Source organism: Allobosea sp. TND4EK4, assembly GCF_900156025.1.
Lineage (GTDB): Bacteria > Pseudomonadota > Alphaproteobacteria > Rhizobiales > Beijerinckiaceae > Allobosea.
The window spans coordinates 1-17,495 of record NZ_FTMO01000037.1; the positions used below are offsets into that span (position 1 = coordinate 1).

General features: G+C 67.7%; 15 protein-coding genes and 1 pseudogene. 13 read left to right on the plus strand and 3 right to left on the minus strand.

Annotated elements, in window-relative coordinates; all coding sequences use genetic code 11:
- The 3 genes and pseudogenes from BW981_RS22820 to BW981_RS21755 form a co-directional block, all read right to left on the minus strand.
- Positions 1-86 (minus strand): annotated as a pseudogene (locus BW981_RS22820) (ferredoxin--NADP reductase); the annotation flags it as partial.
- 149 nt (positions 87-235) lie between these two features.
- The gene (locus BW981_RS21750) at positions 236-1,186 is read right to left on the minus strand and encodes a precorrin-2 dehydrogenase/sirohydrochlorin ferrochelatase family protein (protein ID WP_076443043.1); all 951 of its coding nucleotides are present in this window, start codon (positions 1,184-1,186) and stop codon (positions 236-238) included.
- A 94-nt stretch (positions 1,187-1,280) separates the two neighbouring features.
- A complete protein-coding gene (locus tag BW981_RS21755) occupies positions 1,281-1,943 on the minus strand; it encodes a PAQR family membrane homeostasis protein TrhA (protein ID WP_139333896.1) in 663 nt (220 codons plus the stop codon).
- Positions 1,944-2,160: 217 nt separating this feature from the next.
- On the opposite strand from BW981_RS21755, the gene BW981_RS21760 reads away from it, so the two are divergent.
- From BW981_RS21760 to BW981_RS21820, 13 genes are all read left to right on the plus strand, one after another.
- The gene (locus BW981_RS21760; RefSeq protein ID WP_076443047.1) at positions 2,161-2,655 is read left to right on the plus strand and encodes a YciE/YciF ferroxidase family protein; all 495 of its coding nucleotides are present in this window, start codon (positions 2,161-2,163) and stop codon (positions 2,653-2,655) included.
- Between the two features lie 309 nt (positions 2,656-2,964).
- Complete coding sequence (kdpF, locus tag BW981_RS21765; RefSeq protein WP_076443048.1) at positions 2,965-3,054, plus strand: K(+)-transporting ATPase subunit F; 90 nt, start codon at positions 2,965-2,967, stop codon at positions 3,052-3,054.
- Between the two features lie 16 nt (positions 3,055-3,070).
- Positions 3,071-4,762, plus strand: a complete 1,692-nt coding sequence (gene kdpA, locus BW981_RS21770; protein WP_076443050.1) for a potassium-transporting ATPase subunit KdpA — start codon at positions 3,071-3,073, stop codon at positions 4,760-4,762.
- An 8-nt stretch (positions 4,763-4,770) separates the two neighbouring features.
- A complete protein-coding gene (gene kdpB, locus BW981_RS21775) occupies positions 4,771-6,813 on the plus strand; it encodes a potassium-transporting ATPase subunit KdpB (protein WP_076443052.1) in 2,043 nt (680 codons plus the stop codon).
- 11 nt (positions 6,814-6,824) lie between these two features.
- Positions 6,825-7,415 carry a potassium-transporting ATPase subunit KdpC gene (gene kdpC / locus BW981_RS21780; protein ID WP_076443054.1) on the plus strand — a complete coding sequence of 197 codons (591 nt, stop codon included), beginning with the start codon at positions 6,825-6,827 and terminating at the stop codon, positions 7,413-7,415.
- Between the two features lie 18 nt (positions 7,416-7,433).
- Entirely contained in the window at positions 7,434-10,151 is a 2,718-nt protein-coding gene (locus BW981_RS21785; RefSeq protein WP_076443056.1) for a sensor histidine kinase, read from the plus strand.
- On the plus strand, positions 10,148-10,861 hold the full coding sequence (locus tag BW981_RS21790) for a response regulator (RefSeq protein ID WP_076443058.1): 714 nt from the start codon (positions 10,148-10,150) through the stop codon (positions 10,859-10,861). Before BW981_RS21785 ends, BW981_RS21790 begins: the two co-directional genes overlap by 4 nt.
- 258 nt (positions 10,862-11,119) lie before the next feature.
- Positions 11,120-11,776, plus strand: coding sequence for a GntR family transcriptional regulator (locus BW981_RS21795; RefSeq protein WP_210188721.1), 657 nt, complete (start codon positions 11,120-11,122; stop codon positions 11,774-11,776).
- Positions 11,777-11,779: 3 nt separating this feature from the next.
- Positions 11,780-12,487, plus strand: a complete 708-nt coding sequence (locus tag BW981_RS21800) for a type 1 glutamine amidotransferase (protein ID WP_076443063.1) — start codon at positions 11,780-11,782, stop codon at positions 12,485-12,487.
- Between the two features lie 30 nt (positions 12,488-12,517).
- On the plus strand, positions 12,518-13,555 hold the full coding sequence (locus tag BW981_RS21805) for an ABC transporter substrate-binding protein (protein WP_076443065.1): 1,038 nt from the start codon (positions 12,518-12,520) through the stop codon (positions 13,553-13,555).
- Between the two features lie 2 nt (positions 13,556-13,557).
- Positions 13,558-14,688 carry a M24 family metallopeptidase gene (locus BW981_RS21810; RefSeq protein ID WP_076443067.1) on the plus strand — a complete coding sequence of 377 codons (1,131 nt, stop codon included), beginning with the start codon at positions 13,558-13,560 and terminating at the stop codon, positions 14,686-14,688.
- 23 nt (positions 14,689-14,711) lie between these two features.
- Complete coding sequence (locus tag BW981_RS21815) at positions 14,712-16,388, plus strand: ABC transporter permease subunit (RefSeq protein ID WP_210188722.1); 1,677 nt, start codon at positions 14,712-14,714, stop codon at positions 16,386-16,388.
- The gene (locus BW981_RS21820; RefSeq protein ID WP_076443069.1) at positions 16,385-17,383 is read left to right on the plus strand and encodes an ABC transporter ATP-binding protein; all 999 of its coding nucleotides are present in this window, start codon (positions 16,385-16,387) and stop codon (positions 17,381-17,383) included. Before BW981_RS21815 ends, BW981_RS21820 begins: the two co-directional genes overlap by 4 nt.
- The last annotated feature ends 112 nt before the right edge of the window (positions 17,384-17,495 follow it).

The following is a 17,495-nucleotide window of genomic DNA, read 5'->3' on the forward strand; positions in this document are numbered from 1 at the left end:
GAGGCGTCCCGCGTCGTCGTGAAACTGAACAGCGTGTCCGTCCAGTGATGGACGCTCAGAACCCGCTCCTCGTAGAAATTGCTCATCGCTGTTCCGCTGTTTCGACGGCCTGACAGACCCGGCGATCCTCGCACACCCCGCTGCCGCTCCTGCTGATCCATGTCAAAAGCCGCTGGGCTCGGCGGCAGCGTCTCCTGCCGTGCACGGTCTCCGGCGCGATCCGGGACGCGGTGCATCAGCGCCTCGTCCTCCCCCCGGAAGAGGCCGGCCTTGCGGCTGCAGGCGCCGCAGCCAGCTTGACGATGGCGAGCGGCGTCTCCGGATCGAGCCCCGCGATGAACTCCGCCTCGTCGGCGGGCAGGGGCATGCGGCGCGCCTCGCGGCGGGCGAGATCGAGAATGGCGGGGGCGATGTCGGCCGCGTGGAGGATGAGGTCGGCGCCCTGCATCAGCCGGATGTCGCGCAGGGTCAGCCGCTCGGGATCGAGGGGATCGACGGTCAGCACCGTCAGATGCGGGCCGGCCATTGCGGGATCGCCCGCCGCGACGGCGTCGGCGATCCGGCGCAAGGCCTCGGCGGAGCCGGCTTCTTCCTGCCGGTCGTGGGCGAAGAGCAGGTCGACGAAGCGTTCCCAGAAGCGGCGGCGCGCCGGCTTCCCCGGCAGGCGCGCCGCCAGTTCGTCCCGAAAGGCCTTCGCCGCGGCGGTCCAGGCGGCCAGCCCCGGAGGGAGCATGGCCTCGATCCGGCGGCGCAGGGCCTGGGCCAGGATCGGAGCGGCCCCGTCCGTCGAGATGCCGATGATCGTCGGGGAGCGGTTGACGATGGTGCCGAACTGGAAATCGCAGGCGTGAGGCGTGTCGATGACGTTGACGACAGCGCCCGCGGCCTTCGCCTTGGCACGGAAGGCCGTGATTTCTCCGTCCCCATGCTCCGGTTCGAGCAGTGCGATGACGACGCCGGTGAAGTCGGCACCCTCCCAGCGCTCGCCGCGAAGCGTGACGGAGGAGGGCTGGGCCTGCGCCAATTCGCTCAATGCGGGCGCCGGATCATGGGCGAAAACCTCGACCTTGGCACCGGCCGCCGCCAGCAGCTCGACCTTCCAGGTCGCGCCGCCGCCGCCGCCGACCACGACGGCGCGCTTGCCGGCGAGGTCGAGGAAGATCGGAAGCTTGGCGAGCCTGTCCACATCGGCCTCAGGGATCAGGAGGGGGCGCGCGAGGCGCCAGGAGCACGATCATCGTCCGCCGCCTTGAGCAGCGGCAAGCGCGGCTGCCCGCATCTCAGGCCAGGGGCGCGACGGCGTAGGCGCGGAAGACCGCCCCATAAAAGCAGCCGGAGGCCGCAAGCACGAAGGCGTGCCAGATCGCGTTCTGGAAGGGCAGGCTCTCCCAGACATGGAAGATCACGCCCACGGAATAGAGCACTCCGCCCGCCAGCATCAGCCAAAGCGCAGTTGCGGGAAGGGTCGCGATGCTCTCCCACAGCAGGACGCCGCTCCAGCCCAGCGCGAGATAAAGCAGGATGGCGAGCCGGTCGTAGCGGCCGGGCAGGGCGACCTTCAACGCGATCCCCGCGATCGCGACCAGCCAGACGATCGCCAGCAGCCATTGCGCCGTCGCGCTCTCGCCGAGCTTCATCAGGAAGGGCGTGTAGGTGCCGGCGATCAGGACATAGATCGCCGAATGGTCGAAGCGGCGGATCAGCCACTTCATCGGGGAGATCGGCCACAAATTGTAGACCGCGGAGATGATCAGGACGGCGAGCAGCGCCGCGCCGTAGATCGAGACCGGGATCAGCTCGAAGAAGTGCGACGAGGCGACGAGATACCCGATCAGCACCGCGACACCGCTGATCCCGAGCACGATGCCGAGCCCGTGGACAATGCCGTCGGCCCAGAGCTCCGCTCTGTTGAAGGTGAAGCGTCCGACGACGGGGATATTCAAGGCCGACCTCTCTCTGCTAGCGGAATCACTGCCCAGCCTCGCTCGCGGACCGGGCCCTTTTATGCCCAGCGGCCGAACTCCGGCTTTGTTCGCGCGGAGCGGTTCTCTGTGCTTCAGCGCACAGTCGCGTCAGTTGCGACCGCACAGGGGGCTCCACAGGAACTCCACTGGCCCTGTCCGGTTCGGGAAGCACATCCTTCCCCATCAGGAGAGCACCATGGCCACGCAACCGAAGACATTGGACGACCTGTTCCTCGATACGCTCAAGGATATCTACTACGCCGAAAAGCAGATTCTCAAGACGCTGCCCAAGATGGCCAAGGCCGCCTCGTCGCCCGAGCTGAAGAAGGCTTTCGAGACCCATCGCGACGAGACCGAGACGCATGTCGAGCGTCTGAGCGAGGTCTTCGATGTGATCGGCAAGGCGCCCCGGGGCAAGACCTGCGACGCCATCCTCGGCATCATCGAGGAAGGCAAGAGCATCATGGAAGAGTTCGAGGGCAGCCCGGCGCTCGATGCCGGCCTCGTCGCGGCCGCCCAGGCCGTCGAGCATTACGAGATGGCGCGCTACGGCACGCTGAAGGCCTGGGCACAGCAGCTCGGCCACAAGGATGCGGTCAAGCTGCTCGACCAGACGCTGTCGGAAGAGAAGAAGACCGACCAGCTCCTGAGCCAGCTCGGCACGGGCGAGGCCAACAAGCAGGCCGCGTGAGGCGGGGCGGGCCGGCAGCCCGCCCAACGCCCTCCGCAATCTGACGACACAAGAGCCCGGTCCGCATTGCGCGGGCCGGGCTTCTTGCTGCGCGGGGCGGGCTTTATGCCGCCTGACGCTTTACGCCGGCGTTACGGCCAGCGCGCTCATTCCACATGGCGGCGTTACGGACACCGAGCCTAGTTCCGATCGAACACACGATCGGAGCATCGTCATGATCATCGACATCGTCTTCTTCCTCGGGGGCCTCGGCCTGTTTGCGGTCGCGGGCGGCGCAGTCGCGGCCGCCGACCGGCTGTGAGGCCCGCCATGCCCTTCGACATCATCCTCGGGCTGACGGTCGCGGCGCTGCTGCTGGCCTATCTGCTCAAGGCGCTGCTGCGCCCCGAATCCTTCTGAACGGAGGAACCGGCCCATGACACTCGATCTCGTCCAGTTCCTGATCTTCGCCGCCCTGCTCCTGGCCCTCGCCTGGCCGCTGGGCCAGTACATGGCGCGCGTCTTCACCGGGGAGGCGCAATTCCTCGCTCCGATCGAAAACGCGCTCCTGCGCCTCGCCGGCCAGGGCCGGCCTCAGCCGCAACGCTGGCAGGCCTATGCGCTGTCGCTGCTCGCCTTCAACGCGGCGGGCTTCGCCGTGCTGTTCCTGATGCTGCGCTACCAGAACCTGCTGCCGCTCAACCCGCAGGGCTTCGGCGGGCTGCCGGCGCATCTGGCCTTCAACACGGCAATCTCCTTCGTCACCAACACCAACTGGCAGTCCTATGGGGGCGAGACGACGCTCTCGAATCTCAGCCAGATGCTCGGCCTGACGACGCAGAACTTCGTCTCCGCCGCCAGCGGTGCCGCGGTCGCCGCGGCGGTCGCGCGGGGCTTCGCCGCGAAGCAGACCCGCGTGCTCGGCAATTTCTGGGTCGATCTGACCCGGACCACGCTCTACATCCTGCTGCCGGCGGCGCTTGTCCTGGCGCTGGTGCTCGTCGCGCTCGGCCTGCCGCAGACGCTGGCGGGGTCGTTCGACGCCACGACGCTGGAGGGCGCGAAGCAGAGCATCGCGATCGGCCCGGTCGCGAGCCAGATCGCGATCAAGCAGCTCGGCACCAATGGCGGAGGCTTCTTCAACGTCAATTCGGCGCATCCCTTCGAGAACCCGAATGCGCTCAGCAACCTGCTGACGACGATCTCGATCCTGCTGATCCCGGTCGCGTTCTGCTTCACCTATGGCCGGCTGGTCGGGGACCGCCGACAGGGCCGCGCGCTCTTCGCGGCGATGGCCGTGCTGTTCCTCGCCAGCTTCGCCGCGATCTACGCGGCCGAGCGCCTCGGCAATCCGCTCCATGCCGGCCTGGTCGATCTCGCTTCCGGCAATATGGAGGGCAAGGAGGTCCGCTTCGGCATCCTGGCCTCGACGCTGTGGGCTGCGGCGACCACGGCGGCCTCGAACGGCTCGGTCAACGCGATGCTCGATTCGTTCACGCCGCTGGGCGGTCTCGTCGCCATGCTCAACATCCAGCTCGGCGAGGTGGTCTATGGCGGCGTCGGCGTCGGCCTCACCGGCATGCTGCTCTTCGTCATCATCACGGTCTTCCTCGCCGGGCTGATGGTCGGCCGCACGCCGGAATATCTCGGCAAGAAGGTCGAGGCGCGCGAGATCAAGCTGGCGGCGCTGACCCTGCTGGTGATGCCGATCGGCATCCTGCTCTTTGCCGCCCTGGCGATCGTCACGGGCCAGGCGCAGGCCTCGGTCCAGGATGCCGGGCCGCACGGGCTCTCGGAGCTGCTTTACGCCTACACCTCGGCGACGGGCAACAACGGCTCGGCTTTCGCCGGCTTCACGGCCAACACGCTTTGGCACAACAGCTTCCTCGGTGTGTCGATGATGCTCGGCCGCTTCGGCTACATCATCCCGATCCTCGCGATCGCCGGCAGCCTCGCGGCCAAGCGCCCCGCGGCCGAGACGGCGGGCACCTTCCCCACCCATGGGCCGCTCTTCGTCACCCTGCTGGTGGCGACGATCCTGATCGTCGGCGCGCTCACCTTCCTTCCCGTCCTCGCTCTGGGCCCGATCGCGGAACATGTGTCGATCCTGGCCGGGCAGAGCTTCTAGAGGTCCCCATGAGCAAGCATGCTCCCGCCGAGATGGGCCTGTTCTCGCCCGTCATCATCCGGCCCGCCATCCTGCAGGCCTTCCGCAAGCTCGATCCGCGCAGCCTCGCGCGCAACCCGGTGATCTTCGCGACAGCGCTGGTCTCGGTGCTGGCCACCGTGCTGGTCATTCGCGAGGCGCTGATCGGCAGCCCGGTCTTCTGGGTCGGACTCCAGATCGCGATCTGGCTCTGGTTCACGGTGCTGTTCGCCAATTTCGCCGAGGCCGTCGCCGAAGGACGCGGCAAGGCCCGCGCCGACGCCTTCCGCGCGACGCGGTCCTCGACGCTGGCCAAGGTGCTGGTCGATCCGTCCGACCGCGTCGTCTACGGCACGAAGGATGTCGAGCGCCTCGAGCCCGGCGAGGTCATCCTCGTCGAGGCCGGCGACATCGTGCCGACCGATGGCGAGATCATCGAGGGCATAGCCTCCGTCGACGAGAGTGCGATCACGGGTGAATCGGCGCCCGTCATCCGCGAATCCGGCGGCGACCGCTCCTCCGTCACGGGCGGCACGCGGCTGGTCTCCGACTGGCTGGTGGTGCGCGTCACTGCGCGGCAGGGCGAGACCTTCCTCGACCGGATGATTGCGCTGGTCGAGGGCGCCAAGCGTCAGAAGACACCCAACGAGATCGCGCTCGACATCCTGCTGGCGGCGCTGACGCTGGTCTTCCTCTTCGTCGTGGCGACGCTGCCCTTCTTCGCCTCATGGTCGGGTACGACGCTGCCTGTGATCTATCTCGCCGCGCTGTTCGTGACGCTGATCCCGACCACGATCGGCGGGCTTCTGTCGGCCATCGGCATCGCCGGCATGGACCGGCTGGTGAAGGCGAACGTCATCGCCAAATCCGGCCGCGCGGTCGAGGCGGCCGGCGACATCGACGTGCTGCTGCTCGACAAGACCGGCACGATCACCTTCGGCAACCGCATGGCGCATGCCTTCGAGCCGGCGGCGAACGTCAGCGAGCGCGATCTGGCCGAGGCCGCCTTCCTGGCCTCGCTCTCCGACGACACGCCGGAGGGCAAATCCATCGTCGACCTCGCCGCCACGCGCTTCGGCTTCGATGCTGCTGCCGGCTCCGGCGCTCTCTTCGTTCCCTTCACCGCCCAGACGCGCATGTCCGGCGTCGATCTTCCAAGCGGAACCCATCTGCGCAAGGGTGCGTCCGACACCATGGCGAAGCTGACCGGCGGCGCCCTGTCGGCGACGGTCGAGCAGGCGGTGCGCAAGATCGCCTCCTCGGGCGGCACCCCGCTGGTGGTGGCGCGCGACAATGACGTGCTGGGCGTCGTCCACCTGAAGGACGTGGTCAAGCCCGGCATCCGCGAGCGCTTCGCCGAGCTGCGCCGCATGGGCATCCGCACGGTGATGATCACCGGCGACAACCCGCTGACGGCGGCCGCCATCGCGGCGGAAGCCGGCGTCGACGATTTCCTCGCCGAGGCGACGCCCGAGGCCAAGCTCGCCCTCATCCGCAAGGAGCAGGCGGAAGGCCGGCTGGTGGCGATGTGCGGCGACGGATCCAACGACGCGCCCGCCCTGGCGCAGGCCGATGTCGGCGTCGCGATGAATTCGGGCACGCCGGCCGCCAAGGAGGCCGGCAACCTGATCGACCTCGACAGCGACCCGACGAAGCTGATCGAGATCGTCATGGTCGGCAAGCAGCTCCTGATCTCGCGCGGCGCCCTGACGACCTTCTCGATCGCCAACGACGTCGCCAAATATTTCGCGATCCTGCCGGCGCTGTTCGTCACGGCCTATCCGGGGCTGGCGGTGCTGGATGTGATGGGACTCGGCAGTCCGCAATCGGCGATCCTGTCGGCCATCATCTTCAACGCGCTGGTCATCGTCGCGCTGATCCCCATCGCCCTGAAGGGCGTCCGCTACGCGCCGGCCTCAGCCTCGACGCTGCTCGGCCGCAACCTTCTGGTCTACGGGCTCGGCGGCCTCATCGTGCCCTTCATCGGCATCAAGGCGATCGATCTGATCGTCGATCTGCTGCACCTCGCCTGAGGAGACAGACCATGACCACCTATCTGCGCCCCGCGCTCGTTCTCCTCGGTGTCTTCAGCCTGCTGACCGGCGCGGCCTATCCGCTCGCCGTCACCGGCGTGGCACAGGCGATGTTCCCGTCCCAGGCCAACGGATCAGCCGTGGTCAGGAGCGGTACCGTGGTCGGCTCGAGCCTGATCGGTCAGTCCTTCATGTCCGATCGCTATTTCCATGGCCGTCCCTCCGCCACGTCGGCGCCGGACCCGAAGGATCCGTCCAAGACCGTCGACAGTCCCTACAATGCCGCGAACTCGACCGGCTCGAATCTCGGGCCGAGCTCCGCTGCGCTGAAAACGGCGGTGGCGGAGCGCGTGGCGGCGCTCGGCGGCGGCGCCCAGCCTGCCGAGCTGGTCACGGCCTCCGGCTCAGGCCTCGATCCCGACATCTCTCCCCGCGGCGCGGAGGTTCAGATCGCGCGCGTGGCCAAGGCGCGCGGGCTGTCCGATGAGCGGTTGAGGCTGCTCGTCCAGGCCCAGACCGAGCCGCGTTTGCTCGGCGTCCTCGGCGAGCCGCGGGTCAATGTCCTGGCGCTCAACCTCGCCCTCGACAGGCTTGCGCCCTGATGCTCTGGTCGACCGCCGATGCCGAATACTCCTGATGATCGACCGAGTCCGGAATCCTTCCTCGCCGAGGCACGCGGCGAGGAAGCGAAGCGCGTCGGACGGCTCAAGATCTTCCTGGGTGCCTCCCCGGGTGTCGGCAAGACCTTCGCGATGATCGAGGAGGCCCGCCTGCGGCAGCGCGCGGGCCTCGATGTCGTGGTGGCACTGGTCGAGACCCATGGCCGGGCCGAGACGGCAGCGCTGCTCGACACGCTCGAGCAATTGCCGCGGCGACAGGTCGCCTATCGCGGCCAGATGCTGAGTGAACTCGACCTCGACGCCCTGCTCGCGCGCCGGCCGGCGATCGCGCTGATCGACGAGCTCGCCCACAGCAATGTCCCGGGCTCGCGCCACCTCAAGCGCTGGCAGGACGTCGTCGAGGTGCTGGACGCGGGCATCGACGTCGTCACGACGCTGAACATCCAGCATGTCGAGAGCCTGAACGACGTCGTCGCCCGGATCACCGGCGTGCGCGTCCAGGAGACGGTGCCGGACCATGTCCTGCAGCGGGCGGACCAGATCGAGCTGATCGACCTTCCGCCCGAAGAGCTGATCAAGCGGCTGGAGGACGGCAAGGTCTATGTGCCGCAGCAGATCGGCCGGGCGCTCGACAACTTCTTCGGCAAGGGCAAGCTGACGGCGCTGCGCGAGCTCGCGCTGCGCACGGCCGCCAGCCGGGTCGATGCCGAGATGGTCGACTGGATGCAAGCCCACGCTGTCAAGGGACCCTGGCCTGCCGAAGAGAGGCTGCTGGTCTGCGTCAACGAGGCCCCCGTCGCGCGCACCCTGGTGAGGGCCGGCAAGCGGATGGCCGAACGCGCGCGCATGCCCTGGATCGTGGCGACGGTGCTGACGCCGCGCCATGAAGCGATGCCGGCGGAGACCCGCGCGGTCACCAAGGAAGCCTTGCGTCTGGCCGAGACGCTTGGCGCCGAAACGGTCGTGCTGCAGGCGGAGTCGAACGTTGCGGCCGAGGTGCTGCGCTATGCCCGGCAGCGCAACGTCTCGCGGCTCGTGGTGGGGCGTCCGAGCTCGCGGGGTGGCTGGGGGCAGCGCCTGCTCGGCCTCTTCCGGGAGCCGGTCGCCGACCGGCTGCTCGACGAGGCGACCGATTTCGAAATCACGGTCGTCACGCCCCATTCGCGCATCGAGCGGCGCAAGCGCTCGCGCTCCGCATGGATCGCGCCGGACCGCCCGGGCTACGCCGTCGCACTGGTGGCGATCGCGGTGGCGACCGGGGCGGCTCTGCCCCTTGCGATCTGGGATGCGGTGCCCGGCGGCGCGATCTCGGTGATCTATCTCGGGGCCGTGCTCTTCGTCGGGGCCCGCCACGGCCTCGGTCCCTCGCTGCTGGCCGGTGTTCTGGGATCCGCCGCCTATAATTTCTTCTACACGCCGCCGTTCTACTCGCTCGAAATGCGACGCCCGGAAGATGTCGTCTCGGTCGCCGTCTACCTGCTCGGAGCCGTCTTCACCGGCAGCCTGGCGAGCCGGCTGAAAGCGCAGGTGGAGACGATGCGCGTGGCGCAGCGGAGAACCGCGACTCTCTATGACTTTGCGCGCAAGATCGCCGCAGCCCAGAACACCGACGACGTGCTCTGGGCGGCAGCCTTTCACATCGCCGCGACCCTCGACTGTCAGTCCCTGATCCTCATGCCCGATGCCACGGGCACCCTGCAGCAGGTCCAGGGCCATCCCACGATCGATGACCTCGATGCGCGGGCCGAGGGAGCCGCGCGCTGGGCGTTCGAGAAGAACGAGCCGGCCGGCGCCGGCACGGCGACCTTGCCGATGAGCGAGTGGCTGTTCGTGCCGCTTGCCACGGCCGGGACGGCGCTTGGAGCCGTCGGAGTCCGGTTCAAGGATCGGCTGCGCGGGCTCGATCCCGAAACGCGGCGGCTCCTGATCGCGGTCGAGGACCAGGTCGCGGTCGCCGTCGAGCGCACGCGGCTGGCCGAGGACCTCGCCGACGCACGGGTGTCCGCCGAAGGCGAGAAGCTGCGCGGGGCGCTGCTGAACTCGGTCAGCCATGATCTGCGCACGCCGCTGGTGACCGTGATTGGCGCCGTCTCGAGCCTGGCCGAGGCCGATGGCGCCCTCGAAGCCGCCGACCGGCGCGAACTGACGATGACGGCACTGGACGAGGCGCGCCGGCTCGACCGCTATGTCCAGAACCTGCTCGACATGACGCGGCTCGGCCATGGTGCGCTGGCGCCCAAGCGCGATGCGGTCGATCTGCGCGAAATCCTCGGCGTCGTCCGCAACGACCTCAAACGGGTTCTGGCCGGCCATCGTCTCCTCGTCGAGACGCCGCGCGACCTGCCGCCGCTTCATGCCGATCCGGTGCTGATCGGACAGGCCATCGCGAACATCGTCGAGAACGCCGCGAAATATGCGCCGGCGGGCACGTCGATCGCGATCAAGGCGCGGCCTGACGGTGACATGGCCGAGATCGCCATCACCGATGAGGGACCGGGCATCCCGGAAGCCGAGCGCGAGCGTGTTTTCGACCTGTTCCACCGCGTCGCCGAGGGCGACAGCCGGCCGGCGGGCACGGGGCTCGGCCTGTCCATCGTCAAGGGGTTGGTCGAAGCGCATGGCGGAACGGTCGCGGCGCGCGCCGGGCCGGATGGACGCGGCACCGCCATCGTGATCAGGCTGCCTTTCGCTCCATCCAGCAGCGAAGAGGCCGAATGACCGAAAGCAGGTCCGCCCGCATCCTGGTGATTGACGACGAGGCGCCGATCCGGCGCTTCCTGGCCATCGTGCTCGGCGCCGGCGGCTTCGAGATGATCGAAGCCGAGCGCGGGCGCCTGGGCATCGAGCGCGCCGCGACCATGGCGCCGGACGCCGTGCTGCTCGATCTCGGCCTGCCGGACATGGATGGAAAGGCGGTGATCGAGGCGATTCGCGAATGGTCGAGCGTGCCGATCCTCGTGCTGTCCGTGCGCGACGCGGAGACGGAGAAGATCGCGGCGCTCGATGCCGGCGCGGACGATTACGTCACCAAGCCGTTCTCGACCGGCGAGTTGCTGGCACGGCTTCGCGCCTTGCTGCGCAGCCGCCGGGACCGCGCGGCCGAGCCGGCCGCGATCCGCATCGGAGGCCTCGAGATCGACCTGGCGAGCCGTTCGGTGAGCGTCGATGGCGCGGCCGCCAAGCTGACGCGCAAGGAATTCGATGTGATCGCATTGCTGGCGCGCAATGTCGGCAAGCTGGTGGGACACAAGCAGTTGCTGACGACGATCTGGGGGCCGGCCCATACGGCCGATACCCATTATCTGCGGATCGCGGTGGGCCATATCCGCGAGAAGATCGGCGACGATGCCGCCGACCCCCGCTTCATCATCACCGAGCCCGGTGTCGGCTACAGGCTCGTCGATGCTGCTGCGCGCTCGGCCGAATAGCCCTTTTCGGCATTTGGCTCGAAACGCAACGGCGCCTGCCTGGCCCTTGGCGAACGGAACAGGCCAGTTTCGACACACCTGGCTCTGAGGCTGAACTGCCCGCAAAGCTGCAGGCCTGCCGCAAATTTAGACGTGCCTGATGACAGGATCGGCACTTGGGAGATTGACATGCGGGTCTGGTATACCAAAAGTATGCCTATGTTTTCGCCGACCGAAACTGCTGCTGCCCTCGACGACGGCTCGCTCTCCGAGAGAGCCATGACCGCGATCCGGCGCATGATCTTCTCGGGCGACCTGCCCGGGGGCACCGTTGTTCAGGACCGCAAGCTTGCCGAGCAGCTCGGTCTTTCGCGAACGCCGGTGCGCGAAGCGCTGGGGCGATTGGCCGGCGAGGGGTATCTGCGGCGCGACGGGCGCCTCCTGACGGTTCAGGGCGTGTCCGTGGAGGATGTTATGGAGATCCTCGCAACGCGCCGCGCGCTGGAGGGGGAGACGGCCAGGCTCGCGGCCGGCCGCCTGTCGCCGGAGCAGCTCGCCGCCATCCGCGGCGCCATCGAGGGTATGGTCGAGCCTCGCGCGGTCTCGCATGACCGCCATTGGAGCGTCGACGATCTTGTCCACCTCTCGATCGCCGAGGCCAGCGGCAACCGGCTGATGGCGCGGCTCGTCAAGGAGCTGCGCGAGCGCACGCGGATGTTCGGCCTCTCCCGGATTCCGCGGCGCTTCGATCCGGGAAAGGGCGAGCATCTGGCGATCCTGTCGGCGATCGAGCGCGCCGACGGCGCCGCCGCGGCCGAGGCGATGCGGCGTCACATCGACAATGCCCGCCAGGGCATCCTGGATCTTTTGGCCGGCACCCTTCCGCGCGAGCCGGACCCGAACCCAGTCATTTCCGTATCGGGCACGAGGACCTGAGCCATGGGTGGCAAGCTGCTTCTTCTCCAGAACGGTCCCAAGCGCGACGGCGTCGCCAGGTTGCCTGAGCGTTTCGCCGGCTGGGGGCTCGACGTCGATGCGCGCTGGGCCTACGCGGGCGACTTTCCGGATACACTCGCCGGCTATGACGGCATCTTCGTCACCGGAAGCCCGCACGGGGCCTATGAGGACATTCCCTTCATCCATCGTGAGCACGATCTGATCCGCGAGGCGGACAGCCTCGGCATCCCGATGCTCGGCGTCTGCTTCGGCAGCCAGATCCTCGCCTCGGCCCTGTGCGGGCGCGACCAGGTCTTCCGCCGGCCCTTCTGCGAGGTCGGCAACAAATGGCTCGACGTGACGCCGGCCGCGCGAGGCGACGAGATCGCCGGCGAGATCGGCGAACGCGTCTACATGTTCGTCTGGCACAATGACGAGGTGCGGGCGGACCATCCCGACATGCGCATCATCGCGACCAGCGATCTCTGCCCCAACCAGATCTGGCGTTTCAGGGACCATCGAGTCTGGGGAATTCAGGGCCACCCCGAGGTCACGAAGGAGCAGGCCGTGGTCTGGTTCGAGCAGAGCCGCGCCACGATGGAGCGCGACGGCGCCGATATCGACGCGCTCAAGGCGACGGCGGACGAGGCTTTGCCTGCCAAGACCATGCTCAGCAAATTCGCCGCTCTCTGCGGCGCCACGGCCGCCTGAGAGCGACCGCACATAAGGAGAGGGGTTCTCATGAAGAAGTTGATCGTTGCAGCCACCGCGATGGTGCTGCTCGCGCCCGGAATCGCGAGCGCCAAGGAGATGACCTTCGCCTCTTGGGGCGGGGCCTATCAGGACGCAATCCGCAAGGCCTGGATTCAGCCCTTCAGCAAGGAGAGCGGAATCAAGGTCGAGGAGGACACCGGGCCCGAGACCGCCAAGATCAAGGCGATGGTCGAGACCAAGTCGGTGACCTGGGATGTCGTCACCGCCGGCGGCGGCGGGCTGATGCGCGGCGTCCGCCAGGGCCTGTTCGAGAAGATCACGCCCGACATGGTCAACACCGACCACGTCATCCCCGGCGCGCGCAACGATTACGGCGTCGCCTCCGAGATCTTCTCGACGCTCATCGGCTTCTCGACCAAGGCCTTCCCGGCCGCCGGTCCGCAGCCCAGGAACTTCGCCGATTTCTGGGACATCGCGAAGTTTCCGGGCAAGCGGACCTTGCCCGATAAGCCGGAGACCGTCGTCGAAGCCGCGCTGCTCGCCGACGGCGTGCCAATGGCGGAGGTCTACAAGACGCTCTCGACCGAGGCGGGCCTGAAGCGCGCGCTCGACAAGATCCGCACGCTGAAGCCGCAGGTGGCGGTCTGGTGGGCCAGCGGGGCGCAGCCGGTCCAGGCTCTCGGTTCGGGCGAGGTGGTGATGGCGTTGGGCTGGAACGGCCGGTTCCAGGCCGGCATCGAGTCCAAGCTGCCGATCGCCATGGCCTGGGAACAGCAGATTCCGCAGGTCGGCTTCTTCATGATCCCGAAGGGCGCGCCCAACAAGGCGGAGGCCGTCGCCTTCCTGAACTACATCGCGAAACCCGAAAATAACGCGCGCCTCTCCGAATTCGTCGCCTATGGCCCGACCTCGGAGAAGGCTCTCGCAGCGATCCCGGCGGCGCGGATGGAGAACCTGCCCTCGACTTCCGAGCGGCTGAAGAACGCGCTCTTCCTCGACATCGAATGGTGGGCCGACAACGGCGCCAAGGTGACCGAGGCCTACACCGCCATGCTCAAGGAATGACGATGTCGATCGCCCGACCCTGGTTCCCGCGCGAGGACTATTTTGCGCGGGTCGACAAGGTCCGCGCCGAGCTGGCGCGGACTGGACGGGACGCGCTCGTCGCGTTCCTGCCCGAGACCGTGACTTATCTCACCGGCTTCTTCACCCGCGGCTATTCGAGCTTCCAGTTCGCGGTCATCCCTCTCGAAGGCGACCCGGTGCTGTTCTGCCGCGACGTCGAGGAATACTACCTCGACGCCACCTGCGTCTTCCCCAAGCGGGTGATGTGGACGGATTCGGACGACCGCATCGCTGTCGCAGCCCGGGCCATCCGCGAGGCGGCGGGTGCGACAGCGAAGCTCGCCGTCGAGATGCAGGCCTGGACGCTTAGCGTCGCGCGCTATGACGCCCTGCGCGCCGCCCTGCCGGAGACGACGTGGAGCGACCTGTCGCCCTTCACCACGCAGATGCGCTTCATCAAGTCGCCGGCGGAGGTTGCCTATCAGCGCGCGGCGGGCAAGGCGGCCGAGGCCGGCATGGCGGCCGGCATCGCCTCGGCCAAGGCCGGGGCGACCGAGCGCGAGATGGCGGCGGAGATCTGCGCGGCGATGATCCGCGCCGGCAGCGACCTGCCGGGCCCGGGCGTGCTGTCCTCCGGCGAGCGCGCCTACCATCTGCATGGCGGCTACTCCGACCGAGTTCTTGCCACGGGAGACATCGTCCAGCTCGAGACGACCCCGAATGTCCGCCACTATCACGCCCGCTTCATGCGCCCGATCAAGGTGGCGCAGGCGACCGACGAGGAGCATCGGATCGTCGAGCAGCTGATCGCCATTCAGGATGCGGCGATCGCGGCGGTGAGGCCCGGCGTGCCCGCTACGGTGCCGGATGCGATCTATCGCGATGGCGTGCTCTCGGCGGGCTTGCGCGAGACGTACACGAACAAGACCTTCTATTCCGTCGGCCTGATGCTGCAGCCCAATGGCGGCGAGCCGCTCGAGGCGGAGCCCAGCGCCACCTGGTCCTTCCAGCCCGGCATGACCTTCCACACCTATGTGCTGGCGAAGGGCTTCGGCATGTCCGAGACGATCGCGATCACGGAAGAGGGTTGCGAGCGCCTGACCACCTTCCCGCGGCAGTTGTTCGTCGCATGACGGCGCAGGCGCCAGCAGCGGCCTTGGCAGGCCGCTCGAACCCGGCGGGCGTCGGCCGCGGCTTTCCGGTCTGGCTCGGGCTCGCACCCTTCGGCCTTGTGCTGCTGGTGCTCTTCGCGGTTCCGGTGCTGTCGCTGCTGAAGCTGGCCTTCGGCGAAAGCGGTTTCTCGCTGGCGCAGTTCGAGCGCATGGCGGCGGTTCCGGTCTATCGCTCGGTGCTGCTGACGACGCTCGGCATCGCCGGGCTCGTGACGGCGCTGGCGGTGATCGCGAGCTATCCGCTCGCCTATGTGATGGCGACGGTCGGCCCGCGGGCGCGGGGATTGCTGATGCTGCTGGTGCTGCTGCCCTTCTGGACCAGCGCGCTGGTGCGCACCACGGCCTGGATCATCCTGCTGCAGGGCAACGGCGTGGTGAACACCATGTTGATGGGGGCGGGCCTCACGGCCTCGCCGATCGCCTTCGTCTACAATCTCTCCGGCGTGCTGATCGGGATGACGCATGTGCTCATGCCCTTCGTCGTGCTGCCGCTCTATGCCGCCTTCCGGAACCTTGAACTCTCGACGGTGCAGGCGGCCGAAAGCCTCGGCGCCGGCCCGCTGACTGTCTTCCGCCGCATCATCCTGCCGCTGACGGCTCCCGGCGTGGTGGCCGGCGCGATGATCGTGTTCATGAATGCGATCGGCTTCTATCTGACGCCGGCCCTGATGGGCGGCCCCGGTCAGGCCATGATCGCGCAGATGATTGCGAGCAACATCAATACCGAATTGAACTGGCCCTTCGCGGCAGCGCTGGCGACCGTCTTGCTCGTCGCGACCGTGACGATGCTCGTGCTGTTCCAGCGCTTCTTCGGCCTGGAGCGCCTGATCGATGGCGGGGGCGGCAAGGTCGGGCAGCCCTTCACCGTGACCTCGCGCGGCCGCTCCACGGGCGGCTGGCTGGCGATCGTCGCGGCAGGGCTCATCGGCGCCTTCCTGATCGCGCCGATCGTCATCGTCTTCCCGATGAGCCTGGGGTCCTCGCCCTTCCTGGCATTTCCGCCGGAGAGCTACAGCCTGGTCTGGTACGAGAATTTCTTCTCGACCAGCAAATGGGTCACGGCGCTGACCCGCTCCCTGCAGATCGCGGCCCTCGTCGTGACGATCTCGGTGGTGCTCGGCACCCTCGCGGCGCTCGGCGTCTCGCGGATGCGCCCGCGCTGGCGCAACATGGTCGAGACGATTTTCATCCTGCCGATGATCGTGCCGGTGATCATCCTGGCGGTCGGCCTCTATTACCTGCTCGCGCCGACCGGGCTCGTCGGCTCAATCTGGGGCGTGACGCTCGGCCATGTCGTCCTCGCGACGCCTTACGTCTTCATCACCGTCAGGGCCGCGCTGAAATCCTTCGATGACAATCTGGAGCTCGCGGCGCTTGGTCTGGGCGCCTCCTGGGCAACGATGTTCCGGCGCGTGATGCTGCCCGCGATCGCGCCGGGCATCGCGGCCGGCGCCATTTTCGCCTTCATCACCTCGTTCGACGACGTGATCATTGCGCTCTTCCTGACCAATATCCGCAGCCGGACCCTGCCGAAGCTGATGTATGAGGGCGTGGCGCATGAGATCGACCCCACGATCATCGCTGCCTCCTGCCTCATCATCCTGGTGACGGTCGTCGTCCTCGGCGCCAACCTCCTCGTCGCAAAGCGAAAGACGTCATGAGCATCGCCGCCCTCGGCAAGGCCGTCTCCATCCGTGCGCTGCACAAGAGCTATGGTGCGACGCTGGCGCTCGATGACGTCTCGCTCGACATCCCCGCCGGCTGCTTCTGTACGCTGCTCGGTGCCTCCGGCTCCGGCAAGACGACGCTGCTCAAGACCATTGCCGGGTTCGAGACCTATGACCGCGGCCGGATCCTCGTCGGCGGCGTCGATATCGGCCCCGTTCCGGTCTCGAAGCGGAACATCGGCATGGTCTTCCAGAACTATGCGCTGTTTCCGCATATGAGCGTGCGCCGCAACGTCGCTTTCGGACTGGAAATGCGCAAGCTGCCGGCGCGCGAGGTCCAGAGCCGGGTCGAAGAGGCGCTCGCCCTCGTCGATCTCATCCCTTACGCCGAGCGCCTGCCGCGCCAGCTCTCGGGCGGCCAGCAGCAGCGCGTCGCGCTCGCCCGCGCGCTGGTCATCCGTCCGGACATCCTGCTGATGGACGAGCCGCTCGGTGCCCTGGACAAGAATCTTCGGCAGGCCATCCAGGTCGAACTGAAGCGGCTGCACGCCGCCGTGGGCGCCACAGTCGTCTATGTCACGCATGATCAGGAAGAGGCGCTCTTCCTCTCGGACCAGATCGCGGTCATGGACAAGGGCCGGATCGTCCAGATCGGCTCGCCGCGGGCGCTTTACGACAAGCCGGTTGACCGCTTCGTCGCGACCTTCCTTGGAGAGTGCAATTTCGTGCCCGCAGGCACGGGCATTCTGGCCGTGCGACCCGAGAAGATCCGGGTCGGCGAGGCGGCTCGCGGCTGCGAGCATATGTTGCCGGCAAAGGTCGCGTCCGTCGATTTCATTGGCCGCGGCTTCCGTCTCCTGCTCGACCGCCACGAGACGGAGATCACTGCACTCGTCGATTCCACCGACGAGATCGCCGCTTTGCAGCCGGGCGCCGAGACCATCTTCGGCTTTCGGGCCGGCGACGTTCTGACCATCGCGTCGCACTGACCTTCAGAGAGATCGAGCATGACCCTCACCGCTTCCGCCTCCGGGGTGTTCCCGATTGCGCCGACGCCGTTCCTTCCGGACGGTTCGGTCGACTGGGCTTCGACGGAGAAGC